This is a genomic window from Candidatus Limousia pullorum, assembly GCF_057405065.1.
This window is the reverse complement of the sequence record NZ_CM171614.1, coordinates 2,237,729-2,258,182: the sequence shown is the minus strand read 5'-3', so window position 1 is coordinate 2,258,182 and position 20,454 is coordinate 2,237,729. Positions and strand designations below refer to the sequence as shown.

Annotated in this window: 20 protein-coding genes and 1 pseudogene; 17 read left to right on the top strand and 4 right to left on the bottom strand. The window is 34.1% G+C overall.

Going from position 1 to position 20,454, the window contains the following annotated elements; genetic code table 11:
- From CGICJO_RS10375 to istB, 7 genes are all read left to right on the top strand, one after another.
- Window positions 1-1,149, top strand: coding sequence for an EpsG family protein (locus tag CGICJO_RS10375; protein ID WP_486498809.1), 1,149 nt, complete (start codon window positions 1-3; stop codon window positions 1,147-1,149).
- Window positions 1,150-1,219: 70 nt separating this feature from the next.
- A complete protein-coding gene (locus tag CGICJO_RS10370) occupies window positions 1,220-2,344 on the top strand; it encodes a glycosyltransferase (RefSeq protein WP_486498808.1) in 1,125 nt (374 codons plus the stop codon).
- A 2-nt stretch (window positions 2,345-2,346) separates the two neighbouring features.
- Window positions 2,347-3,354, top strand: coding sequence for a glycosyltransferase family 2 protein (locus tag CGICJO_RS10365; protein WP_486498807.1), 1,008 nt, complete (start codon window positions 2,347-2,349; stop codon window positions 3,352-3,354).
- 13 nt (window positions 3,355-3,367) lie between these two features.
- Window positions 3,368-4,429, top strand: a complete 1,062-nt coding sequence (locus CGICJO_RS10360; RefSeq protein ID WP_486498806.1) for a polysaccharide pyruvyl transferase family protein — start codon at window positions 3,368-3,370, stop codon at window positions 4,427-4,429.
- Window positions 4,430-4,449: 20 nt separating this feature from the next.
- On the top strand, window positions 4,450-5,991 hold the full coding sequence (locus CGICJO_RS10355; protein ID WP_486498805.1) for a lipopolysaccharide biosynthesis protein: 1,542 nt from the start codon (window positions 4,450-4,452) through the stop codon (window positions 5,989-5,991).
- A gap of 452 nt (window positions 5,992-6,443) precedes the next feature.
- Window positions 6,444-7,667, top strand: coding sequence for an IS21 family transposase (gene istA, locus CGICJO_RS10350; protein ID WP_486498804.1), 1,224 nt, complete (start codon window positions 6,444-6,446; stop codon window positions 7,665-7,667).
- A complete protein-coding gene (gene istB, locus CGICJO_RS10345) occupies window positions 7,660-8,442 on the top strand; it encodes an IS21-like element helper ATPase IstB (protein ID WP_486498803.1) in 783 nt (260 codons plus the stop codon). The genes istA and istB overlap by 8 nt, the downstream gene beginning before the upstream one ends.
- Before the next feature lie 7 nt (window positions 8,443-8,449).
- Here istB and CGICJO_RS10340 read toward each other — a convergent pair whose 3' ends face one another.
- From CGICJO_RS10340 to CGICJO_RS10325, 4 genes and pseudogenes are all read right to left on the bottom strand, one after another.
- The gene (locus CGICJO_RS10340) at window positions 8,450-9,670 is read right to left on the bottom strand and encodes an alpha-galactosidase (RefSeq protein ID WP_486500023.1); all 1,221 of its coding nucleotides are present in this window, start codon (window positions 9,668-9,670) and stop codon (window positions 8,450-8,452) included.
- A gap of 15 nt (window positions 9,671-9,685) precedes the next feature.
- Window positions 9,686-10,648, bottom strand: coding sequence for a glycoside hydrolase family 36 N-terminal domain-containing protein (locus tag CGICJO_RS10335; protein ID WP_486498802.1), 963 nt, complete (start codon window positions 10,646-10,648; stop codon window positions 9,686-9,688).
- A pseudogene (locus CGICJO_RS10330) lies at window positions 10,645-12,050 on the bottom strand (sucrose-specific PTS transporter subunit IIBC). The gene CGICJO_RS10335 and the pseudogene CGICJO_RS10330 overlap by 4 nt, the downstream one beginning before the upstream one ends.
- 20 nt (window positions 12,051-12,070) lie before the next feature.
- On the bottom strand, window positions 12,071-12,226 hold the full coding sequence (locus CGICJO_RS10325; protein ID WP_486500022.1) for a GH32 C-terminal domain-containing protein: 156 nt from the start codon (window positions 12,224-12,226) through the stop codon (window positions 12,071-12,073).
- 443 nt (window positions 12,227-12,669) lie between these two features.
- On the opposite strand from CGICJO_RS10325, the gene CGICJO_RS10320 reads away from it, so the two are divergent.
- From CGICJO_RS10320 to CGICJO_RS10275, 10 genes are all read left to right on the top strand, one after another.
- Window positions 12,670-12,882 (top strand): 4Fe-4S binding protein, encoded by a 213-nt coding sequence (locus tag CGICJO_RS10320; RefSeq protein ID WP_486498801.1) that lies wholly within the window; start codon window positions 12,670-12,672, stop codon window positions 12,880-12,882.
- Window positions 12,879-13,451, top strand: a complete 573-nt coding sequence (locus CGICJO_RS10315; RefSeq protein ID WP_087379820.1) for a hypothetical protein — start codon at window positions 12,879-12,881, stop codon at window positions 13,449-13,451. The genes CGICJO_RS10320 and CGICJO_RS10315 overlap by 4 nt, the downstream gene beginning before the upstream one ends.
- Window positions 13,452-13,456: 5 nt before the next feature.
- Window positions 13,457-13,846, top strand: coding sequence for a rhodanese-like domain-containing protein (locus CGICJO_RS10310; protein WP_486498800.1), 390 nt, complete (start codon window positions 13,457-13,459; stop codon window positions 13,844-13,846).
- Window positions 13,847-14,210: 364 nt separating this feature from the next.
- On the top strand, window positions 14,211-16,157 hold the full coding sequence (locus tag CGICJO_RS10305; protein WP_486498799.1) for a sensor histidine kinase: 1,947 nt from the start codon (window positions 14,211-14,213) through the stop codon (window positions 16,155-16,157).
- Window positions 16,154-16,822: a response regulator transcription factor gene (locus CGICJO_RS10300; RefSeq protein WP_486498798.1), complete on the top strand. Its 669-nt coding sequence runs from the start codon at window positions 16,154-16,156 to the stop codon at window positions 16,820-16,822. Before CGICJO_RS10305 ends, CGICJO_RS10300 begins: the two co-directional genes overlap by 4 nt.
- 229 nt (window positions 16,823-17,051) lie before the next feature.
- Entirely contained in the window at window positions 17,052-17,342 is a 291-nt protein-coding gene (locus CGICJO_RS10295) for a Mor transcription activator family protein (protein ID WP_486498797.1), read from the top strand.
- Between the two features lie 40 nt (window positions 17,343-17,382).
- Entirely contained in the window at window positions 17,383-17,637 is a 255-nt protein-coding gene (locus tag CGICJO_RS10290; protein WP_486498796.1) for a hypothetical protein, read from the top strand.
- A 15-nt stretch (window positions 17,638-17,652) separates the two neighbouring features.
- Window positions 17,653-18,891 carry an SHOCT domain-containing protein gene (locus tag CGICJO_RS10285; RefSeq protein ID WP_486498795.1) on the top strand — a complete coding sequence of 413 codons (1,239 nt, stop codon included), beginning with the start codon at window positions 17,653-17,655 and terminating at the stop codon, window positions 18,889-18,891.
- A gap of 232 nt (window positions 18,892-19,123) precedes the next feature.
- Window positions 19,124-19,411: a Mor transcription activator family protein gene (locus tag CGICJO_RS10280; protein ID WP_486498794.1), complete on the top strand. Its 288-nt coding sequence runs from the start codon at window positions 19,124-19,126 to the stop codon at window positions 19,409-19,411.
- Between the two features lie 91 nt (window positions 19,412-19,502).
- On the top strand, window positions 19,503-20,432 hold the full coding sequence (locus CGICJO_RS10275; RefSeq protein WP_486498793.1) for a helix-turn-helix transcriptional regulator: 930 nt from the start codon (window positions 19,503-19,505) through the stop codon (window positions 20,430-20,432).
- Window positions 20,433-20,454: the final 22 nt, after the last annotated feature.

Below are 20,454 nucleotides of genomic sequence, written 5' to 3'. Positions count from 1 at the left end.
GTGTGGTTTTTTTTATTGATCATTTCAATAGTTTTTTTCTATATTCTTTCTAATTATACATGTAAAAGAAAATATTTTAATACAGGTATAAATAATAGTTATTATAAAAATGATAGCATTTCATTATATGATGTTTTAATATTAATATATTTTTTCTTATTGACTATTATTGCAGGTTTGCGTTCAGGAATTGGTGACACAGGATATTATATGAGAAATTTTAATATATACAGCAATATTAGTGTCTTTGATTTATCATATATATTTTCTAAAAAAGAACCAGGCTTTGTTTTATTAAATGTTTTGATTTCAAAAATATATGACCATCCACAATTTTTCTTGTTTATTATTTCTGTAGTTACTATGGGATTTATATTTAAAAGAATATATAAATCAAGTGAGGATATTGGTTTATCATTATTTCTTTGGGTTTCTGCAGGTTTTTTATTAGGCACAATGAATGGTCTTAGACAATATATTGTTGTTGCTGTGCTTTTTTATTTTGGAGAAAATATAATTAACAAAAAACCTACAATATATATTATAATAACTATTTTGTTATCTACTATACATACTTCTGCATTATTTATTATACCGATTTATTTTATTGTCAAAAAACAAGCATGGAAAATCAGTACATTTATTATATTAATTATTTTTGCCTTTGCATGTTTAAATTTTTCATATATAATGTCATCATTTGGAGATGTTTTGGATAATACTGTGTATGGTAATTATACAGATTCATTGTCTACTGATAGTGATGCAGGAGCAAACTTAATAAGAGTGTTGGTTATGTATGTGCCAGTGGTTTTATCTTTTATGGCAAGGAATAAGATAAGAGATGATGACAGGGAATATCACTTTTATTCTAATATGATAATATTAAATGCTGCTTTCTATTCATTAGCAGCGATAAATTGGATTTTTGCGAGAATAGCTATGTATTTTCATATCTATCTGTTATTGTTTTATCCGATGATAATTAATAGACTTTTTACTGATAAAGATAAAACCATTGTAAAATTGTTTATCATATTATTTTATTCGGTATACTTTTTATATGAGGTAAGAAATACACCTTATTTAAGTTATTATTTAAATATTAATACAGATTTAATTGGTCCGCTTACGATTACTTTTTATTAAAATATATGTTTGCAATTAATATAATATAATCGTAATTTTATACAATCTTATATTTTTAAAGGAGAAAAAATTGAAAGTATTATTTATTATTCCTACATTAGGGGCAGGAGGTGCCGAAAAGGCATTAACAGAAATAGTAAACTCTTATTGTAAAAATAATCATGAAATATGTGTTTTAACATTATTTAACAAGGGTAAATATATAGAAAAGTTGAATAAAAATATAAACTACAGATTTATATTTAAAAATGTATTTAAAGGCAATATACATATACTTAAATTATTTACACCAAAGTTTTTATATAAACAATTTGTGAAAGAATATTATGACGTTATTATATCATTTTTAGAAGGGCCTACTACGAGAATAGTTAGTGGTTGTCCTTATAACAAAACAAAAATAATTAACTGGGTTCACACATCTTCAAATAATAAAAAAGTTTTTTTAGCCCCATATAGAAATTATAAGGAATTTTTAAGATGCTATTTAAAATATGACAAAACTATATTTGTTGCAGAATCTGCCAAAAATCAATTTTTTAATATGTTTCCTAAATTGAACGGAATAAAATCATCAGTAATGTATAACCCAATAAATAGTAAATATATTTTAGAAAAAGCAAATATACCTTTAAAAAATTGCTTATCCAAAAATTGTTTTAATATAATTTCTGTAGGTAGATTATCTCAAGTAAAAGGGTTTGAGAGATTAATAGAGGCCTGCTGTAGAATAAGAAATGAAGATAATTATAAAATTCATCTTTATATTATTGGTAATGGTGAAGAAAGAAAAAATCTAGAAAAAACAATTATAAGATATAACGGAAATAACTGTGTTACACTTATGGGATTTAAGGAAAACCCATATAATTATATGGCAAATTCTGATTTGTATGTTTGTTCGTCTTTTAGGGAAGGGTATAGTACGGCTGTAATTGAAGCTCTTATATTGGGTATACCAGTTGTGACTACCTTATGCTCTGGAATGAAAGAAATTCTAGGTGATAAATCCAAATGCGGATTAATAACCGATAATTCATATGAGGGTATTTATTATGGAATAAAAAGAATAATTAGCAATGCTGAAATTTATAAGGAAATGAAATTAAATGCAAAGGATAGAGGTAGAGCTTTGAGTAAACTTAACTCTATTTCTACAATAGGAATGAAATTGGAAGAAATTATTGAGGGATGAAAATGGATCTTGTTTCAATTATTGTTGCAGTATATAATACAGAAAAGTATTTAAAAAGATGTGTAAATAGTATTATTTCTCAAACACATAAGGATATTGAAATAATTTTAGTTGATGATGGTTCAACAGATATGTCATCTAAAATTTGCGATGAATTTTCTAAGATTGATAAAAGAATAAAAGTAATACACAAGCAAAATGCTGGTCTGACAAGTGCCAGATATGAAGGATTTAAAGTTTCTACCGGAAAATATATTACTTTTATTGATAGTGATGATTATTTACACAACGAATACATTGATAAACATTTGGAAAACATTAAGATTGATAATGCACAAATTTCTGTATGTAATTATTTTTATATTGACAAAAACAATATTATGAATAAGAAAGATTTTAAAATTAAAAAAATTGTTATAGATAAACAAAATTACCTTGATAGTTTAGTTTTGCCCCAAATTTATCCTCTAAATTCTGATCAACTGGTAATACCAAATTTTTTATGGCTAAGGATGTTTGAAAGAAGTGTCATTAACGATAGTTGCTTTATTTCTGAAAGAGAAGTTTATACTGAAGACCTTTTTTTTAACATAGAAGCGTATAAAAATAGTACAAAGATAACTGTTTTTAGTGAATGCTTATATTACTATTGTTATAATTCTAATTCACTAACTAATATATATAGGCCTAATAAGAAAGAAATGGAAATAAATAGAATTAATTATATTAAAAGATATTTGAGAGAATTTAATGTTATAGATAACGAGAGAATTAATTTTGTAATAATTAGATCAATTTATGAATGTATCGAAAATGCTAGTCATTTAAATAATTATAATGCTTTTAAAAAAGAAATAAAGTCATTTATTGATGAAAATAAGGATATTATATCTGATATAAAATACAAAAATATAAAAAAATGTTCAAAAGGAGAAAAAATTTGCTTTTTATGTTTTAAATATAAACAAATAAGGCTTATATATTTGCTGGGAAAATATAAAAATATTTAAATGCGAGGTAAAAATGTTATTATTGAGATTAAAACTATATTTATCATATTTACTTTCAAAAGGAAGTAACTTTTATTTTAAAGAGATGGAATCTAATAATAGAAAAAAAATTATTATAGCTCTTGCAGCAAATTATGGTAATTTAGGTGATGTTGCTATAACATATTCTCAAAAAAATTTTTTGGAGCAAAGTTATCCTGATTATGATGTTGTATTTTTTTTAATTAGTGAAACTTTTAAGAGTATGAAAAAATTAAAAAAAATAATAAAAAAAGATGATATAATAACTATAGTAGGAGGAGGAAATATTGGAAATCTATATGATGATATAGAGTATTGCAGACAATTCATAATAAAGAATTTTCCAAATAATAAAATTATAGTATTTCCTCAATCAATATATTTTACAAATGATATCTCAGGAAAATTTTCACAGAAAATATTAAAACATATTTATAACAAACATGATAACTTATATGTATTTTTAAGAGAAAATATATCTTATCAAAAATACGGTAATTTGTTAAAAAAGAATCTTTATATTGCTCCTGATATAGTTTTTAGTAACAAAAATTATATTGAGCAAACATATAGTAGAGAAAATATTTTAGTATGTTTAAGAAAAGACAAAGAAGATGGAATAGATAAACATATAAAAGATAAATTGATCAATGAAATAAATAGAAATAAAAATAATGTTGAATATATAGATACACATGTTGGAAATGAAAATGATATTAATATTCTATATAACGAATTATATGAATTTATTAATAAAATAAAAAAATCCAAAGTTGTAATCACAGATAGACTACATGGTATGATTTTATGTTACATTACTAAAACTCCTTGCATTGTATTATCTGGAAATAATGATAAAATTATTGGTAGCTATGAATGGATTAAAGATTCTAATTTTATAAAAATAATTAATAGTGTAGAAAATGATATAGTTGATAAAGTTTTACTTTTGATAAAAGAAATGTCTTTAATGGAACAATTAAATATTAATTATATTAATCTTGATAATAAGTTTAATATATTAAAAGAAGTTATTGATAAAGATTGTATATAAAATCAGGAGGCATTATTAATTTGAACAAACAGGGAAGGTTAGAAAATTCTGTTAAAAATTCAGTACTAGGTATTCTATCACAATGTGCAAATGTACTTTTAGGAATAATTGTTAGAACAATATTTATTAAAACCCTTGGCGAAGCATATCTAGGCGTAAATGGATTGTTTTCAAATATACTTACTATGTTGTCATTAGCAGAGTTAGGTATAGGCACAGCGATCATATATAATATGTACAAACCTATTGCAAATGATGACAAAGTTGCAATAGCAAAATTGATGAATTTATACAAAAAAACGTATAACATAATTGGAATTGTTGTTGCAATAATTGGTGTTGTAGTTATACCATTTCTAAAATATATTATAGGTGAACAAACTAATATTGACAATATTACCATTATCTATATTTTATATTTATGTAATACTGTTTTCTCATATTTTTTTGCATATAAAAGATCTATATTTAGTGCAGATCAAAAAGAACGTATTCTTCATATATTCAAATTAATTTTTTACTTTACTCGTTCTATTTTTCAAATATTAATTTTATTATTATTTAAAAATTTTATTTTGTATTTATTGATTCAGATAGTGTGTACATTACTTGAAAATATTTGTGTTTCAATCTGGGCAAATAAAAAATATTCATTTTTATTAAAATATAAAAATAGTCAGCTATCTAAAAATGAAAAGAAATCTATTTTTGACGATGTTAAGTCACTTTCAATTTATAAAATAGGTGGCGTTGTATTAGATGGTACAGATAATATAATTATATCAATTGTTGAAGGTGTTGTTAGTGTTGGATTGCTTTCTAATTATACATTAATAACAGGATCTGTTCAGACTTTTTTATCACAAATAACATCTTCGTTGACTGGAAGCATAGGAAATTATATTGCAAAAGAAAAAAGAGAAAGATATGAAAGTCTTTTAAATAATGTTACATTTTTACACTTTATAATTTATGGAGCTTTTTTTGTAGTATTTTCTACTATTTTTAATTCATTCATAAAAATTTGGATTGGTGAAAGTTTTATTTTAAGTAATTACATAGTGTTTGTGATTTGCTTGAATGTGTATATTTACGGAATGATGAATTCTGTTTGGACTTTTAGATCAACTATGGGATTATTTAGATATGGTAAATGGCGTCCTTTAGTATCTGCATTTATTAATTTAGCAGTTTCTATTTTATTAGCTAATTATATGGGACTGATAGGAGTTCTTTTAGGGACTACAATTACAAGATTATTAACAAATGTATGGTATGATCCTTATGTAGTATATAAATATGGTCTAAAAATGAATCCATATAAATATTACATATTATTCATAAAATACACTTTAGTTTGTATTATTGATATTTTGTTATTAATGTATGTATATGAATTGCTAAATTTGTCTAGTATACTTGGATTAATTATATATATACTTTGTTCACTTTTAGTTTTTTTTATTAGTGTCATTGTTTTCTTTTGTAGAACACAAGAATATAGATACTGTTATAATTTACTAAAGAATATTTTTTTAAAGTTATTTAAATTTATCAAATAATAATTGATTTATAAAAATGAAGACTTTTGATAGTTTGATGGTTATTATAAAATCAGATAATAATATATTTAACTGATTTGTATCTAAGTTAACAATTGAAATATCAATGGTACAAAGTATCAATATATGGAGTCTTTGCCAAATCTGCACCCAATGCATAATTCTGACAGCATTATGCATTGGGTGCATTTTTGTCCGCCGAATAGGAATGAGTAAACCACCAGTTAAACTGGTGGTTATGATTACTACTACATTTAACTGGTGGCTTAAAATTATACTTTTATTAAATTCAAATTAAACACTGTAAAGTCTTGTTTTATTGGCGGGATTGGAATTCCTATTTGTGTGAGTGTTGTACTCGCCGGAGTATAATTGAGTCGGGAAGAAATTGACCCATGCCTTAAAATCGGCTATCCTTTAAGTGTGTCGAATACTTGAAGGGAGATGGCCAAATGATAAGGAGTGGGCTAATACTAATGATAAAGGATTTAGCGTTAAAAGGCAAGAGTGTATCTCAAATTGCCAGTGAAGTTGGTGTATCGGAAAATACGGCAAGAAAGTACATAGCTGAGCCGATGAAACCTCACGGATTGCTTGGGCGCAAAAAACCATCCAAGTTGGATTCGTATAAACCGATGCTGCAAGAAATGATGAACCAAGGCATTTTTAACTGCGTTGTACTGCTTGACCGTATTCGTAATATGGGGTACGATGGCAGTATGACGATTCTCAAGGACTATGTACATCCATTTCGTCCGGGAAAATCGACACCGGCAGTGCGAAGATATGAAACGCTGCCAGGAAAGCAGGCACAGATGGATTGGGGTATCTGTCAGTTCGAAGATGAGCAGGGGCAGCTCCATCATGTACCGTCCTTTGTGATGGTGCTGAGTCATTCCAGAGCCAGATATGTAGAGTTTACCGCACGTTGCGATCTTCGTAGTCTGGAGCGCTGTATGATTCATGCATTCGAGTATTTTGGAGGAATTCCTGAAGAAGTCCTCACAGATAATATGAAGACCGTTGTAGATCATCGTAAGGCAGGAAAGGTCATCTGGAACCCTCAATTTGCAAATTTTGCAGCAGAGCTTGGATTCGTCCCCAAGGTGTGTAAGGTACGTAAACCCCATACAAAGGGGAAGGTAGAGCGGTTGGTTCGTTATGTGAAGGAAAATTTCTTCCCTGGGCGAATCTTTACAAATCTGGAGGATCTTAATCGGCAGGCACTGCAATGGTGCCACCAGGTCAATGCTAAGGTACATGCCACCACTGGTAAAATCCCTGCAAGGGAAATGGCATCAGAACCGCTGAAGCCATTGCCAGAGCAGGCAGTTCTTGATCGCTACCGCTGGGAGACCAGGCATGCAACCAGGGATGGTCTGGTCAGTTATGACGGCATTCGATACGGGATTCCCTGGCAGTACAGTGGAAAGGAAGTTCAGGTTCGGCTTCATAACGGCAAGGTTGAAATCTACTATAACGAGACGCTGCTTGCCGCACATGAAGCAACCCACGGAGCAGGACGAACCATTCATCTTACCGGCCAGTACCAGGGCTTGATAGAGAAGCACGGTATTGCGATCCCCAGCTGTATTGCCCATATGCAGTCAGCTTCGGTAGAGCAGCGGGATCTGAGCTTTTATGATCAGATGATTGGAGGTGTACACCGTGGTTGAATTGGAACACGCAAGAGAGCTTCTTATGACCATGAAACTCTATACGGCGGCAGAGCTATTAGACGCCCACTTGGAACAGGCATCTCACGAGCACCAGACCTATCTTCACTTCCTGGATGCACTGTTATCCTCAGAACAGATGGAAAGAAGCAGAAAAAGCCAGGAAACCCGCTTGAAGCTGTCAAGACTGCCTCATCGTAAGCAACTGGAGGATTTTGATTTTTCCTTCCAACCAAGCATTGACAAACGTCAGATTGATGAGTTAGCCACTCTGGCCTTTACCGCAAGAACAGAGAATGTGATCCTCATGGGGCCTCCTGGTGTAGGAAAAACGCATTTGGCTGTTGGATTGGCACTTAAGGCACTGGAAACTGGCATGGTCGTCTATTACACCACGTTGTCCCATCTGATTGATGACCTCAGAAAGGCACAAACTTTGGGAAAGTTAGAGCGGCGGTTTGGCGTGTACCTCAGACCCGCCGTACTGGTGATTGATGAAATTGGATACACACAGCTAAGCCGTCAGGAGGCAGAGCTATTCTTCCGACTGGTTTCTGACCGATACGAGCGTGGCAGCATGATCCTTACCAGCAACAAATATTTTAGCGACTGGGGAGAACTGCTCAGCGACAATGTTTTGGCAACCGCTTTACTGGATAGGCTGCTTCACCATGCACATGTTATTAATATTCGCGGGCAGACCTATAGACTGAAAGATCGTCTGAAGGCTGGTATTCACACCGCACCTCCAGTAAATATTTCGGAAGAATCTTAACTGACGATCAATAAACCGGCGGTAATAATCCCGGCGTTGCGGTCATTTTCTTTCCGGCGTTTTTCATTATTTTCTTTCCGGCGTTGACACCTATTTGTGTGAGTTCGTCGCCGCCGTATATTTTATTGGTGTTTAAATCACGGTAGTCCCATTCTTTGCACAAACCATAAATTGGAAAGACTGCGTGTGACGAGAGTGGATTATATAATTTTTGGAATATTACAGCATGACATTTTGTTTTGTCTTTGCTTACAATCATCCATGAGGTGTGATTATTATCTGGACTATTGCCGTGGTAAAATGTTCCGGTCATTGACCATTCTCTTTGTTCTTTATATCTTTTAATTTGCTCTGAGATATCGCTTAGCTCTTCTTTTAAACACTTTGTCAGGTCAAGCTCATATCCTAAATTGAACAGTTTGCAGATTTGATATCTTGTATCAAGGGGAGTGGTGCGGCCTGTCTGATGATTGGGAGTTATGCTTACATGAGCGCACATGACTGACGGAGGATATATCAAGCTAAAGCCGCTTTGAATTTGCACACGGTCACATGCGTCAGTGTTATCACTTGTCCAGTTCTGCGGAAAATATCTGAGCATTCCTGCATCGAAACGACAGCCTCCGCTGGAACAGCCCTCAAAAAGGACATTTGGATAAGCAGATGTAATCTCGTCCAGAACTCTGTAAAGGCCGAGTATATATCTGTGAGAGGTTTCGTCTTGGCGTTCGTATGGAAGAGCGGAAGAATATACATCAGTAAAGGGCCTGTTCATATCCCATTTAATATAGTCGATTTTTCCGTCGCTTAAGTAATCATTCAGCATACTAATCAAATATTCCTGAACTTCATTTTGACCTAAATCAAGGAGATATTCATGGCGTCCTTTTAGTGGTTCGTATCCGGGAACGTGCAGTATCCAGTTTGGATGTTCAATATAAATTGAACTGTCGGGACTTACCGCTTCCGGCTCAAACCACAGTCCGAATTTCAGTCCTATTGAATGTATCAAATCCGATACATATTGAATTCCTCCGGGGAGCTTTTCTTCATTGCATACCCATTCTCCCATAGATGAATGACTGTAATTGCCTTTTCTGAACCATCCGTCATCCAAAAGAAATAATTCAATTCCAAGTTCCTTTGCAAGTGCCGCCTGCTTTTTTATTTTTTCAAGATTTACATCATAATACATGGCTTCCCATGAATTTAATAAGATTGGACGAATTTTATTTTTCCAAGATCAAGGTATTATATGGTTCTGAATAAAATTATGAAAATTATTACTCATTCCGTTAAGTCCTTCGTCGCTGTAGTTGAGGACAGCTTCGGGAGTTATAAAGGATTCGCCTTGAGAAAGTGTCCAGTTAAATTCATCGGGATTTATACCGATTTGGACTCTTATTTGACCAAAGGAATCCATTTCAGCGGCGGCTGAGAAATTGCCGCTGTAGATAAGCTGAAATCCGTAGACTTCGCCTGATGATTCATCGGTTCCGGGCTGAAGCAATGCATAGAAGGGCTGGTGTCTTGGACTGCTGGAACCGTAACCGCTGTTTATACGCTGTATTCCTTGATGAAGGGGGAAACGGTTTATATTTGCTTCTTTTGCGTGACATCCGTAAAGAGATAAAAACTCGTATTGTTTTGCAGGAAGCTCAAGAGATAGGCTCTGTGCATTTTCTATGCGAATGGTAGATTTACCGACATTTTCTATGCGCTGATGTCTTGTAATTATATTTATATTCTTAAATATTGTGTAGTAGAGATATACCTTAACACCGGAAATACTGTCGAGGCATACAACTTCAAGTGTTTCGCTTTCATCTTTATTGTCGTATGACATTGGCAGTGATTTTTCCTGCGGTTTGTGGTCTAATATTTGCCAGCTGTGAAATTTAAGGTCTATTACAGCGGCTCCGCTTGGGCTTGCCACCGTAAGGGCGGGCAGACGGTAGTCGCCACGCCCTGGTGTAGGATACTCAAAAGTGAGGTCATCAAAATATATATTTTGATTTTTTTCCGGATACTCTATAGTATAGCTGCGTTTAAATGGTATCAAGGTATTTGAGCCGTGCCAAGCTCTTATAGCCTTGCCAAAATATCTGTGGATAAGATATTTATTATCTAATATTTCCATTACGTAGCTGATTTTCCCATTTGTAATATGGACTATAGAATTATCGGAACTAAATGTTATACTCATGCGTGTTTCTCCATTTTTGAATTAAAGCCAAAGAAGTATGTGAGCAAAAATGCAACTGCAAAGGCAACAAGGTTTACAAGAATATAGAATGGAAGCTGTTCGTTGAGGTAAAGCAATGTGCCTGGAATACCTGTAATTGACATGCCTGTTGCTTTCAAGCCGATGATTGAAGCAAGGAAACCGCCGCAGCCGCCGCCAATCATAGCCATAATAAATGGTTTTACAAATCTAAGGTTAACGCCGAATACTGCAGGTTCGGTAATTCCCAAAAGTGCGGAAAGGCAAGATGGATAAGCAACCTGTTTTGTCTTTATTGATACTGCTTTCAATGCTACAGCCAATACTGCGCCTGCCTGAGCAACGTTTCCGCATGTGCCTATTGGGTTGAGATAGTTCCAGCCGTCGTTGGCAAGCATACTGATTTCAAGAAAATTGAAGATATGATGAATACCGAAAATTCCAAGGAGCTGTCCGAAACTGCCGTATATTAAACCACCTATACCGAGCGGAAGGGTGAGAAGTGTTTCAACAGCATAGAGAACATAATTTTCTACTGTGTGGAGAATTGGGCCGAGAACGAACAGAGCCAAAACTATTCCAACAAGAAGAGTTAAAAACGGTGTGAGGATAAGATCCAATGAATCAGGGATTCTTTTTCTAAGCCATTTTTCAAATTTTGCACCTATGATACCTGTTACAAAGGCTGGAAGAACTGAACCCTGATATCCTGCTACATTGATAAATCCAAAGAATACCAAAGGCTCTGCTGCGCCTGAACCTACGTCATATGCGCTGGGCAGGCTTCCGCTTACCAGCATCAAACCTAAAACAATTCCGATAACAGGACTTCCTCCGAAGTTTTTAAATGTTGACCAGCATACAAGAGCGGGGAGGAAAGCAAACGCTGTATCAGTTAAAATCTGAGTAAATATAAGCAGTTGGTTGGGAATATCTGACGGAGTTAATCCGAAAACACCAAGAACCGCTTCCTGAGTGAGCAAACCACGCAAACCCATGAACAAACCTGTAGCAACCAAAACAGGAATAATCGGAACAAAAACATCGGAAAACATTCTGATAGCTCTCTGGAACTTATTTCCGTATGTAGTCTTTTTGTCTTCTTTGTCTTAACCGGAGCAGATACTTCGGCAGCCTTGCCGAGCTCTGACATTGTTGCATCGTATACACGATTTACCAGACCTGTGCCCAAGATGATTTGATACTGACTGGCGTTAAAAAACGAACCTTTAACACTTTCAAGATTTTCAATATCATCTACTTTAATTTTTTCTTTGTCGTGCACGATAATTCTGAGTCTGGTAGCACAATGCTGAACCGATGATATATTTTCCTTTCCTCCAACTAATTGGATAATTTGTTTAGCCAATTCCTTTTCTGACATGATAGTACCTCCTTCTATTTTTAAACGGTGAGAATTTCATTTAACTGCACCGAACTATACAAACCTGCACCCTCAATGCATAATGATAATACATCTGTTTTTGGGAATATTCTGGAGCTCAAAACGTCTTGACCTCCGTTTATAAATATTTCAAGACTTGAGTTGTCACTCCAAATCTCAATATTTTCAAAAGATTCAAGATTAAAAAGACGAATTTCTTCTGACTCAGATACCCAGCTGTTTCTTGCAAATAGGCCTGTTTTGTTTTCTGAGTTGTATTCAAAACGCCATTCATCACTGTGGATTTTTATTTGTTTGGTTTTCTTACAATCTTTTAAATCAACTGATAGATGAAAGCATCTGCTTATGTTTGAGAAAATAATTTTTTCACCATCAATGTTTCCCTGAATACTCTGACCAAGCAGCTCATAAAGTTCCTTAACCGGACGCTGTATCAGATGTCCGTTTTTAAATAGAACCTCACTGTTATCTATTTAAGTGACAGTGTATTTTTATTTGAAGCTTTAATGGATTTGTGATTGAGTTACAGAGAGAACAGGAATTTTTATGTATACTATGCAAGTATATTTGTGTTAGTATGATAAATTGGAGGTTTACAATGGTTAATGTAAAAAGAAAGCAGAGAAAAGCTTTTGTTTCAACAGAACAATGCGTTGCCTGCGGCTGCTGCGTGAAAGTTTGTCCCCTGCATGCAATTTCTGTTCCGAAGGGAATTGCAGCTGTGGTAGACATAACAAAATGTGTGGGATGCGGAAAATGCGCAAAGGAATGTCCTGCGTCTGTTATTGAAATTCAGGAGGTGCAGCCATGAAGAAAAAATGGTACGATTATTTGTGGATTGCATCGCTTTTATATTTAATTCTTGGATTTTTCAATATACTTTTTGCATGGCTTGGCTTACTGTGTTTTTTCATTCCTCTGATTATCTCAGTTGTTCAGAAAAACAAGGGATATTGTAACAGATACTGCGGAAGAGGACAGCTGTTTTCTTTAGTTGGAGGACGATTTGGATTATCACGCAAAAAGGATATTCCTAAATGGATGAAGAGTAAGTGGTTTAGATATGGATTTTTAATATTCTTCTTTGCAATGTTTTTCTTGATGCTTTGGAACACTTATTTAGTGTTTTCAGGAGCTACAGGACTAAAGCAGACCGTTACTCTTCTGTGGACATTTAAGCTTCCATGGCATTGGGCATATCATGGAACGATTTTACATCCCGGTGTTGCACAATTCGCTTTTGGATTTTACAGTGTAATGCTTACTTCCACAATACTTGGTTTTGTCACCATGATACTTTTTAAACCTCGCAGCTGGTGTGTCTATTGCCCGATGGGTACAATGACACAGCTGATTTGCAAAGCACGAAATAAGGAGTAATTTATATGAGAAAAATAATTGCGCTTATTCTTGGAATAGTTATTTTCCTAACAGGATGTGCATCTCAGAATACAGACGGTACTTATAAGCAGATTACAGTTGATGAAGCTGTTGAAATAATGAATGAGGAAACCGACTATATTATTTTGGATGTTCGTACCCAAGGTGAGTACGAATCAGGACACATTCCGGGAGCTATTTGTATTCCTAATGAATCAATAGGAGATGAACAGCCTAAGCTTTTGCCGGATAAGAACCAGTTAATTTTAGTTTATTGTCGAAGCGGAAACAGAAGCAAACAGGCGGCTCAGAAGTTATCACAAATGGGATATACAAATATAATGGAATTTGGAGGCATCAACGATTGGCAGGGAGAAACAGAAACCGGCAGTTGATGTATATAACAATAACATTAAATAGTATAAAATTATAAGTTTAAAGAAACAGATTTAAAAAATGCCATAGCTTAATTTTTAGCTGTGGCATTTTTATTATGCTTTTTATAATGAAAACAAAAATAAACTATCACATAATATAAATACTATATGTATTATAGAGAAAATATATATTTATTTTTATGTTTTTGTTTAAAGTTTATGGGCGTAATGCTGGGTTATGCAAGAATTTTAGTTGAAAATTTTGTAATATATCACATAATTTGAATTTTTACCTTACAATTTTGTAAGGTTCGCAGTTTGGGGCAATATTTGTGATACAATAGAAGTGTAAAATACACAATGGGGAAAGGAAGCTGTTGTTATGGAGTTGAGGAAATTAAATCAAAAACTATTTAGATGTCTTTTGCCTATTTCTATTGTAATTTTGAGCATGATGCTGTTGCAGTCATTTTTTTCGCAAAGATATGTTTCATTGCAGGCTTTAGAGCCGAATGATGGAGTATTGGATATAAGGGGTATTGATTTTTCGGATGAAGTATATCATCTCGTTAATAGTTGGGATTTTTATCCTGAAAAGCTTTATACTTCTGAAGATTTTAAAAATGGAACGGTGAAAGAAAAAGCAGATAGCGGTGTTTCTGCCGATGATTATGGTTATGGAACTTATCATTTGAAAATATTGGCAGAGCCAAATCAATATTACACACTTTGCAGTTTTTCTATGGATTATGCAACCCTTGTATATGTAAACGGAGCGGAAGTTGTATCCTATGGAAAAATAGCAGATAATGCGGAGGACTTTGTGCCACAGGGAGGTTATATGACGGTACCGATGGCATCTGACGAAAACGGAGAAATTGACATTATCTATCAGTATGGAAACTACGTTCATAATGAAGGCGGATTTATACAGACGACATATATTTCAACTCCTCAGAATATGGAGGAATTCAAAGCTGCCAACGACCTTACATCCCTTACGATAAGCGGCGGTCTTGTGATGCTGATGCTTTACTTTTTAATGAGTGCTGCGGTTCTTCGCAAAGGAAATTTCCTGTGTTTGGCTTTCTGCTGTTTGCTAATGGCGCTGAGAGATCAAAACTTTTACAGTTGTCATTTATTGCCGCCGGATACATCATGGTATATAGTGTATAGATTGTTTATTATAATTGTAATGTTAATGCCGGTTTCACTGCTTTTGTTGTTGAAGTTTCTGTATTATGATGTGACAAAGAATTGGCCGCTGTACATTTACCTAGGTATTGCTGCTGTTGCGGTTATTTTGATAAGCGTAATTCCTACACAGAACCTGGTTTTAATATCTACATCGGTTTATTATTTGTCTATTCCTTATTTGCTTTATTTGATTTATGGTGTTACACGTCACTATATAAAATTACGTAGGCTTAAAACGGCTGACATTCTGGTACTTGCAGGTTTCCTGATTCTTTTAGTCAGCATGCTGTACGAAGCACTTTTGACTAATCAAAGAGCATCAGTTGCTCACTATGGTGCAGCTGCTTACGGTATGATAAGTTTTGTTTTTCTCAATGCTTCGGCAATCAATCTTCAGATTCAGGAAAGAGAATTTGCACTTATTGAGAGCCGCAGCCGAAGCGAAATGCTTGAAAAGATGAACAGACTGAATATGGATTTTCTTCATAAGGTTGCCCATGAACTTAAAACGCCGCTTACAGTTATTTCCGGATATGCACAGCTTACCGGTATACAGATTGCCGCTGACAGAATAAATGAAGAGACACCTAATAATTTAAGAACAATTCAGTATGAAGCACAGCGACTTGCCAATATGGTAACAAGGCTTATGGAATATTCTTATGGAAGAACTTCGGAAGTTGCTTTCAGCTGTATTAACGTATCGGAATTATTGGAGAATGTCAGAGCTATTGCTGTACCTATGTGTCTGAAAAATCGTAACGCAGTAAAGATTTCTGAAAATGAATGTTCTGATATACACGGAAGCTTTGAAATGATGCTTCAGGTATTTACAAATTTAATTGTAAACGCAAGTAAAGGCACAACTAACGGAACTATAACTATAAGTGCATCCGACAATGAAATGGACGAATTTGTGGTATTCCGTGTGCAGGATACGGGTAAAGGTATCTCACCGGAAGTTCTTCCTCATATATTTGAACAGGGATTCAGCGGAAGCGGAAGCAGCGGACTTGGTTTGACAATATGCCGTGAAGTAGTGGATGCTCATGGAGGAAAAATCTGGGTAGAAAAAACAGGCCCTGACGGTACTGTATTTGCATTTACGATTTTAAAGGAGGAAGTTAAATGAGTACAATTTTACTTGTAGAAGACAATCCGCATATTATAAAAATAAACTCTGAGCTTCTGAAACTGCGTGGATATGATGTACTTCAGGCGGAAACTATAGCAAAAGCAAAAGACCAGCTTCGCTGGCATAATGTGGACTTGATAGTGCTTGATATTATTTTACCTGACGGAAGCGGTTTGGATTTATGCCGAGAGCTGAAAGCTCATCTTAATATACCGATTTTGTTTTTGACTGCCCTCGGTGAAAACCAGGATGTAGTTGACGGACTTCGTGCAGGCGGTGATGATTATTTAGCAAAACCTTATGACTTTGAAGTGCTGATTGCAAGAATAGAAGCACGTCTGCGTTCTGCCGCTGATGTTCACAGATACTTTTTATATGGTTGTTTGAAGCTCGATACAGTATCGCTTACCGGATATGTAAAGAATGTGGATATTCAGTTGACTCAGAAAGAATTTTCCATATTGTTGATTTTGGCAAAGAATGCAGAACGCAAGGTTACCCAGAGTGAGTTGATGCGAGAAGTGTGGGGAGAAGAGTCTGACAAAGAAAATAGAGCATTGTGGACATTGATTTCAAGACTTAGAAAAAAACTGAATAGTGAAGTCTCACGTCTTGAAATTTCCTCACTAAGAGGCGGAGGATATTTGCTTGAACAGCTTTAAAACTTGTATTTGGTAAAAGAAAAATATTTGTATAAAAAACCTTCAAATTGGAGAAAAGCCTCTTTGAAGGTTTTTGTTTTGAATTTAAAAAGAAAAAAAGTGATTTTATGTAGTCTGATGGATTATTTTATTCTTTTAATGGAAATAATGTAAGGAATATTTCATAAGAACAGTCGCTCTATACAATTCTTAGAAAATATATAATAATATTAGTAAAAAGAGGGAGGGAATGCAGAATATGGATGTAAGCAGTATAAAGTGCGAATATTTAAACGGTGCTTACAATGAACTTGCAAATTTGCTTGGGATTGAAGCGGTGTTAAAAATACATGCGGCTTATAGAGGACAGCAGATTACTTTCCCGGTTCAACTTTTCAGTAAGGATTTTTTGAGAAAACAGATTGTAGAGGAGTATAACGGCAGCAACATAAAACAGCTTGCAACGAAATACGGCTACAGTGAAAAATGGATCAGAAAAATTCTTAAAAGCAGTTTAGAAAGCGAAAAATGTGGTCAATAGACTCAACTTTTAAATATTTTTAATAAAGGAGGTGGCTTAAATGCTTAGTTTGATATCGCTTGTGTGTGCTGTGTTGGGTTACATACTATTCTTTTTAACAGAGATGGCAATATTTCCTTTTATCCTGATTATTGCCGGTTTGGTTTTATCTCTGGTTGATCTTGTAATGCTTTACAGCAAAGAAAAACTTCAGTTTGACGATTTTATAAAGGAAGCTTTTCAAACAAACTGGGGAAGCATTATATCTTTTATTGGAGGAGTAGCTTTTTTGATTTTATTATTTATTTACGCATAATGAGGAGTATTGAAAATGGCATTTAACGATTTTTTAAAGAAAGCTAAGGAAACCGCATCAAGTGCGGCAAACTCGGCTAAAAACGCCGCTAATTCGGCAAAATCAAAGTATGATGAAAAAAGAAAAGAAGCAAACGCCCAAAAGGCTGAAAGAGAAAGAATAAAAGCTGAAAAGCAGGCGGAGGCAGATGCGGCTGCAAAGAAAATGGTTGAGGATATCAGAGCAAGCCAAGGAACGTTGTTTGATGTTGATAAAAAACAGCTTGCGGATTTTACAGCCGATTATTATGACAAGCTCTACTTGCCGGCGCATAGCGTATCTGCAAGTAAGTTGATTTTTCATCCTCTTGATAAGAAAATTGACAAGTACGCACAAAAGGACTTTCCCGAATATAACAATGCCAACGAAACACCTTTGTGGATGATTTTGGGTAAAGGTCAGCAGAAAATTTTTCTTTCCACTAAAGCTTTGTATTTCAAAAAGGCATATGATGAGGAAAATATGTTTTTCTGCACAGGTACAATTCCTATAGAAAATATTGAATCTGTTTCCTACAGTAAAGACGGCGAAAACTACATCTTTACGTGTAACGGAGTAGAACTGCTTAACAGCAAAACAGGTTTTGCACTTGATACAGATTCCTTTGCAGGCTATATAACAAGAATTAAAAACAGAGATTTTACTATTACTAACGAGCAGATAGACAAGCTTATAAAGGAAAAAATAGGTGAGAATATTTTAAAAATTGTCAACGAATATGTATTTGACGATGAACTTATCCTTTATTTTGCCTGGGGCTGTGACTCTATAACTGCAAAGGATTTTGTAGTATGCTCAGACAAACAGATGGTTGTGCTTGACCGTGAAGCCTTTGGTCTGACAAAAAATGTAAAGCAATTCTATTATGAAGATGTTACATCCATGGCTACAATTCAAAATACAAACGGCTTGCTTGACCTTGCCCTTACAGTTGCGCTGAGCGTCTGTGATTTGGAAATATCAGTTGCAGGAGCGAAGGAACGATTGAATAATATGTATACATATGAGGCTGAAAAGGCTGTAAAGGTATACAGAGAATGCAGACGTGGAATTAAAGAGAGCAATAAACAGCCTCAGGTTGTTGTGCAGCAAGCATCAACTCCACAGGTGGATCCTTTGGAGCAGATACAAAAGCTTCAAAAATTAAAAGAAGCCGGAATTCTTACAGAAGAGGAATTTAACGCTAAAAAAGCCGACCTTTTGAGTAAAATCTAAATTATTTATTTTGGCTATCATCATTATTTGGTGATAGCCGTTTTTGTGACAGCGGAGAAGAGGATAAAATCCCTTATATAACTGCGAGACTTTCACGAAAATTTTTAAAATTATTTAATGAAAAAGAAAGATGGACGTTTTATGGGTATCTGTATTGTTATCATAAAATCATAAGAATAACAGTGTACGTTGCTGTTTCGTGAAAATCTGTCATAGATAAGGGGAGAGAATTTTGTCCAGAACATTATTAACCATTGATCCGGAATACATTGAATACGAAGACTTGAACGGGGTGTACAGGGAATTTGCCGATTTATTAGGAATAGATGCCGCCGTAAAAGTGTACAAGGAGTATCGAGGTCAACAGATTACGCTTCCTGTTCAGCTGTTTGATAAGGAATATATTGTTTCACAGATTTTGAAAGAATACAACGGATATAACATAAAGCATTTAGCCACCAAGTTTGGATACAGCGAAAAATGGATACGAAAAATTATTAAGGATAACATAGATAAGTAAAAATATAATTTGTAATAACTCACTAAATATATTTAATAATTTATTAGACAAAATGCGACCTGAGTGATATAATAAATTATACACATAGGGGGTGAGTTTATTGAATTTGTCTTTGGATTATAAAGGTAACAAGGGCTTCAGACTTTTAAATATTTACGAGCGGTTAAACAAAGGCGAGGTGGTTTGTAAAGAGGAGCTTGCAAGGGATTTTGGAGTTTCACTTAAAACCATACAGCGTGATATTGACGATTTGAGAGCATATTTAACAGAAGCTCATTTTACTGAAATAGAAGCCACCATAAAATATGATAAGGCTAAAAACGGTTATTATCTTGTGCGGCTTGAGAGGGAATGGTTTACAAATGAAGAGGTTCTTGCTCTTGCAAAAATTCTATTGGAAAGCCGAGCCTTTAGAAAAGACGAGCTTTCCGAGCTTATGAAAAAACTTTTAATGCAGACATCTGATAAAGACAGAAAAACCGTTGAAGACATTATTCACGGTGAGTATATGTCATACATTCCGCCAAGACATAATAAGCGTCTGCTTTCTTTGGTTTGGAATCTTTCAGCTATTGTTAAATCTCATAAGATTATAACTTTTTCATACACAAGACAGGACGGAAAGAAAAGTGTTAAAAAGGTTAAACCGGTAGCTATAATGTTTTCTGAGTTTTATTTTTATCTTATAGCATATATGGCTGAAGCAGATAAGGATTTTCCGATTGTTTTCAGAATAGACAGAATGGAAGATATAAAAGAAACCGGCGAGATTTTTTCAGTTCCCTATAAGGATAAATTCAATGACGGAGAATTCCGTAAAAGAGTTCAGTTTATGTATACCGGAGAACTGAAAACAGTGACCTTTGAGTACAGCGGCGTGCTTGAAGCAATTCTCGATCGAATTCCCACTTGCAAAATTTTGAAGGAGGACAAAGGAGTATATACAATCCGAGCCGAAGCCTACGGCGATGGAATTGATATGTGGCTTAGAAGCCAAGGGGATAAGGTTAAAATTTTGTGATTAAAGATATGAGTTTTATCAA

Coding starts and splice junctions, on each gene's coding strand:
- CGICJO_RS10285 (WP_486498795.1), top strand. CDS start 17,653: ATGGCATTTAACGATTTTTTAAAGAAAGCTAAGGAAACCGCATCAAGT.
- CGICJO_RS10360 (WP_486498806.1), top strand. CDS start 3,368: ATGTTATTATTGAGATTAAAACTATATTTATCATATTTACTTTCAAAA.
- istA (WP_486498804.1), top strand. CDS start 6,444: ATGATAAGGAGTGGGCTAATACTAATGATAAAGGATTTAGCGTTAAAA.
- CGICJO_RS10335 (WP_486498802.1), bottom strand. CDS start 10,648: ATGAGTATAACATTTAGTTCCGATAATTCTATAGTCCATATTACAAAT.
- CGICJO_RS10315 (WP_087379820.1), top strand. CDS start 12,879: ATGAAGAAAAAATGGTACGATTATTTGTGGATTGCATCGCTTTTATAT.
- CGICJO_RS10300 (WP_486498798.1), top strand. CDS start 16,154: ATGAGTACAATTTTACTTGTAGAAGACAATCCGCATATTATAAAAATA.
- CGICJO_RS10295 (WP_486498797.1), top strand. CDS start 17,052: ATGCAGAATATGGATGTAAGCAGTATAAAGTGCGAATATTTAAACGGT.
- CGICJO_RS10365 (WP_486498807.1), top strand. CDS start 2,347: ATGGATCTTGTTTCAATTATTGTTGCAGTATATAATACAGAAAAGTAT.
- CGICJO_RS10320 (WP_486498801.1), top strand. CDS start 12,670: ATGGTTAATGTAAAAAGAAAGCAGAGAAAAGCTTTTGTTTCAACAGAA.
- CGICJO_RS10290 (WP_486498796.1), top strand. CDS start 17,383: ATGCTTAGTTTGATATCGCTTGTGTGTGCTGTGTTGGGTTACATACTA.
- CGICJO_RS10310 (WP_486498800.1), top strand. CDS start 13,457: ATGAGAAAAATAATTGCGCTTATTCTTGGAATAGTTATTTTCCTAACA.
- CGICJO_RS10305 (WP_486498799.1), top strand. CDS start 14,211: ATGGAGTTGAGGAAATTAAATCAAAAACTATTTAGATGTCTTTTGCCT.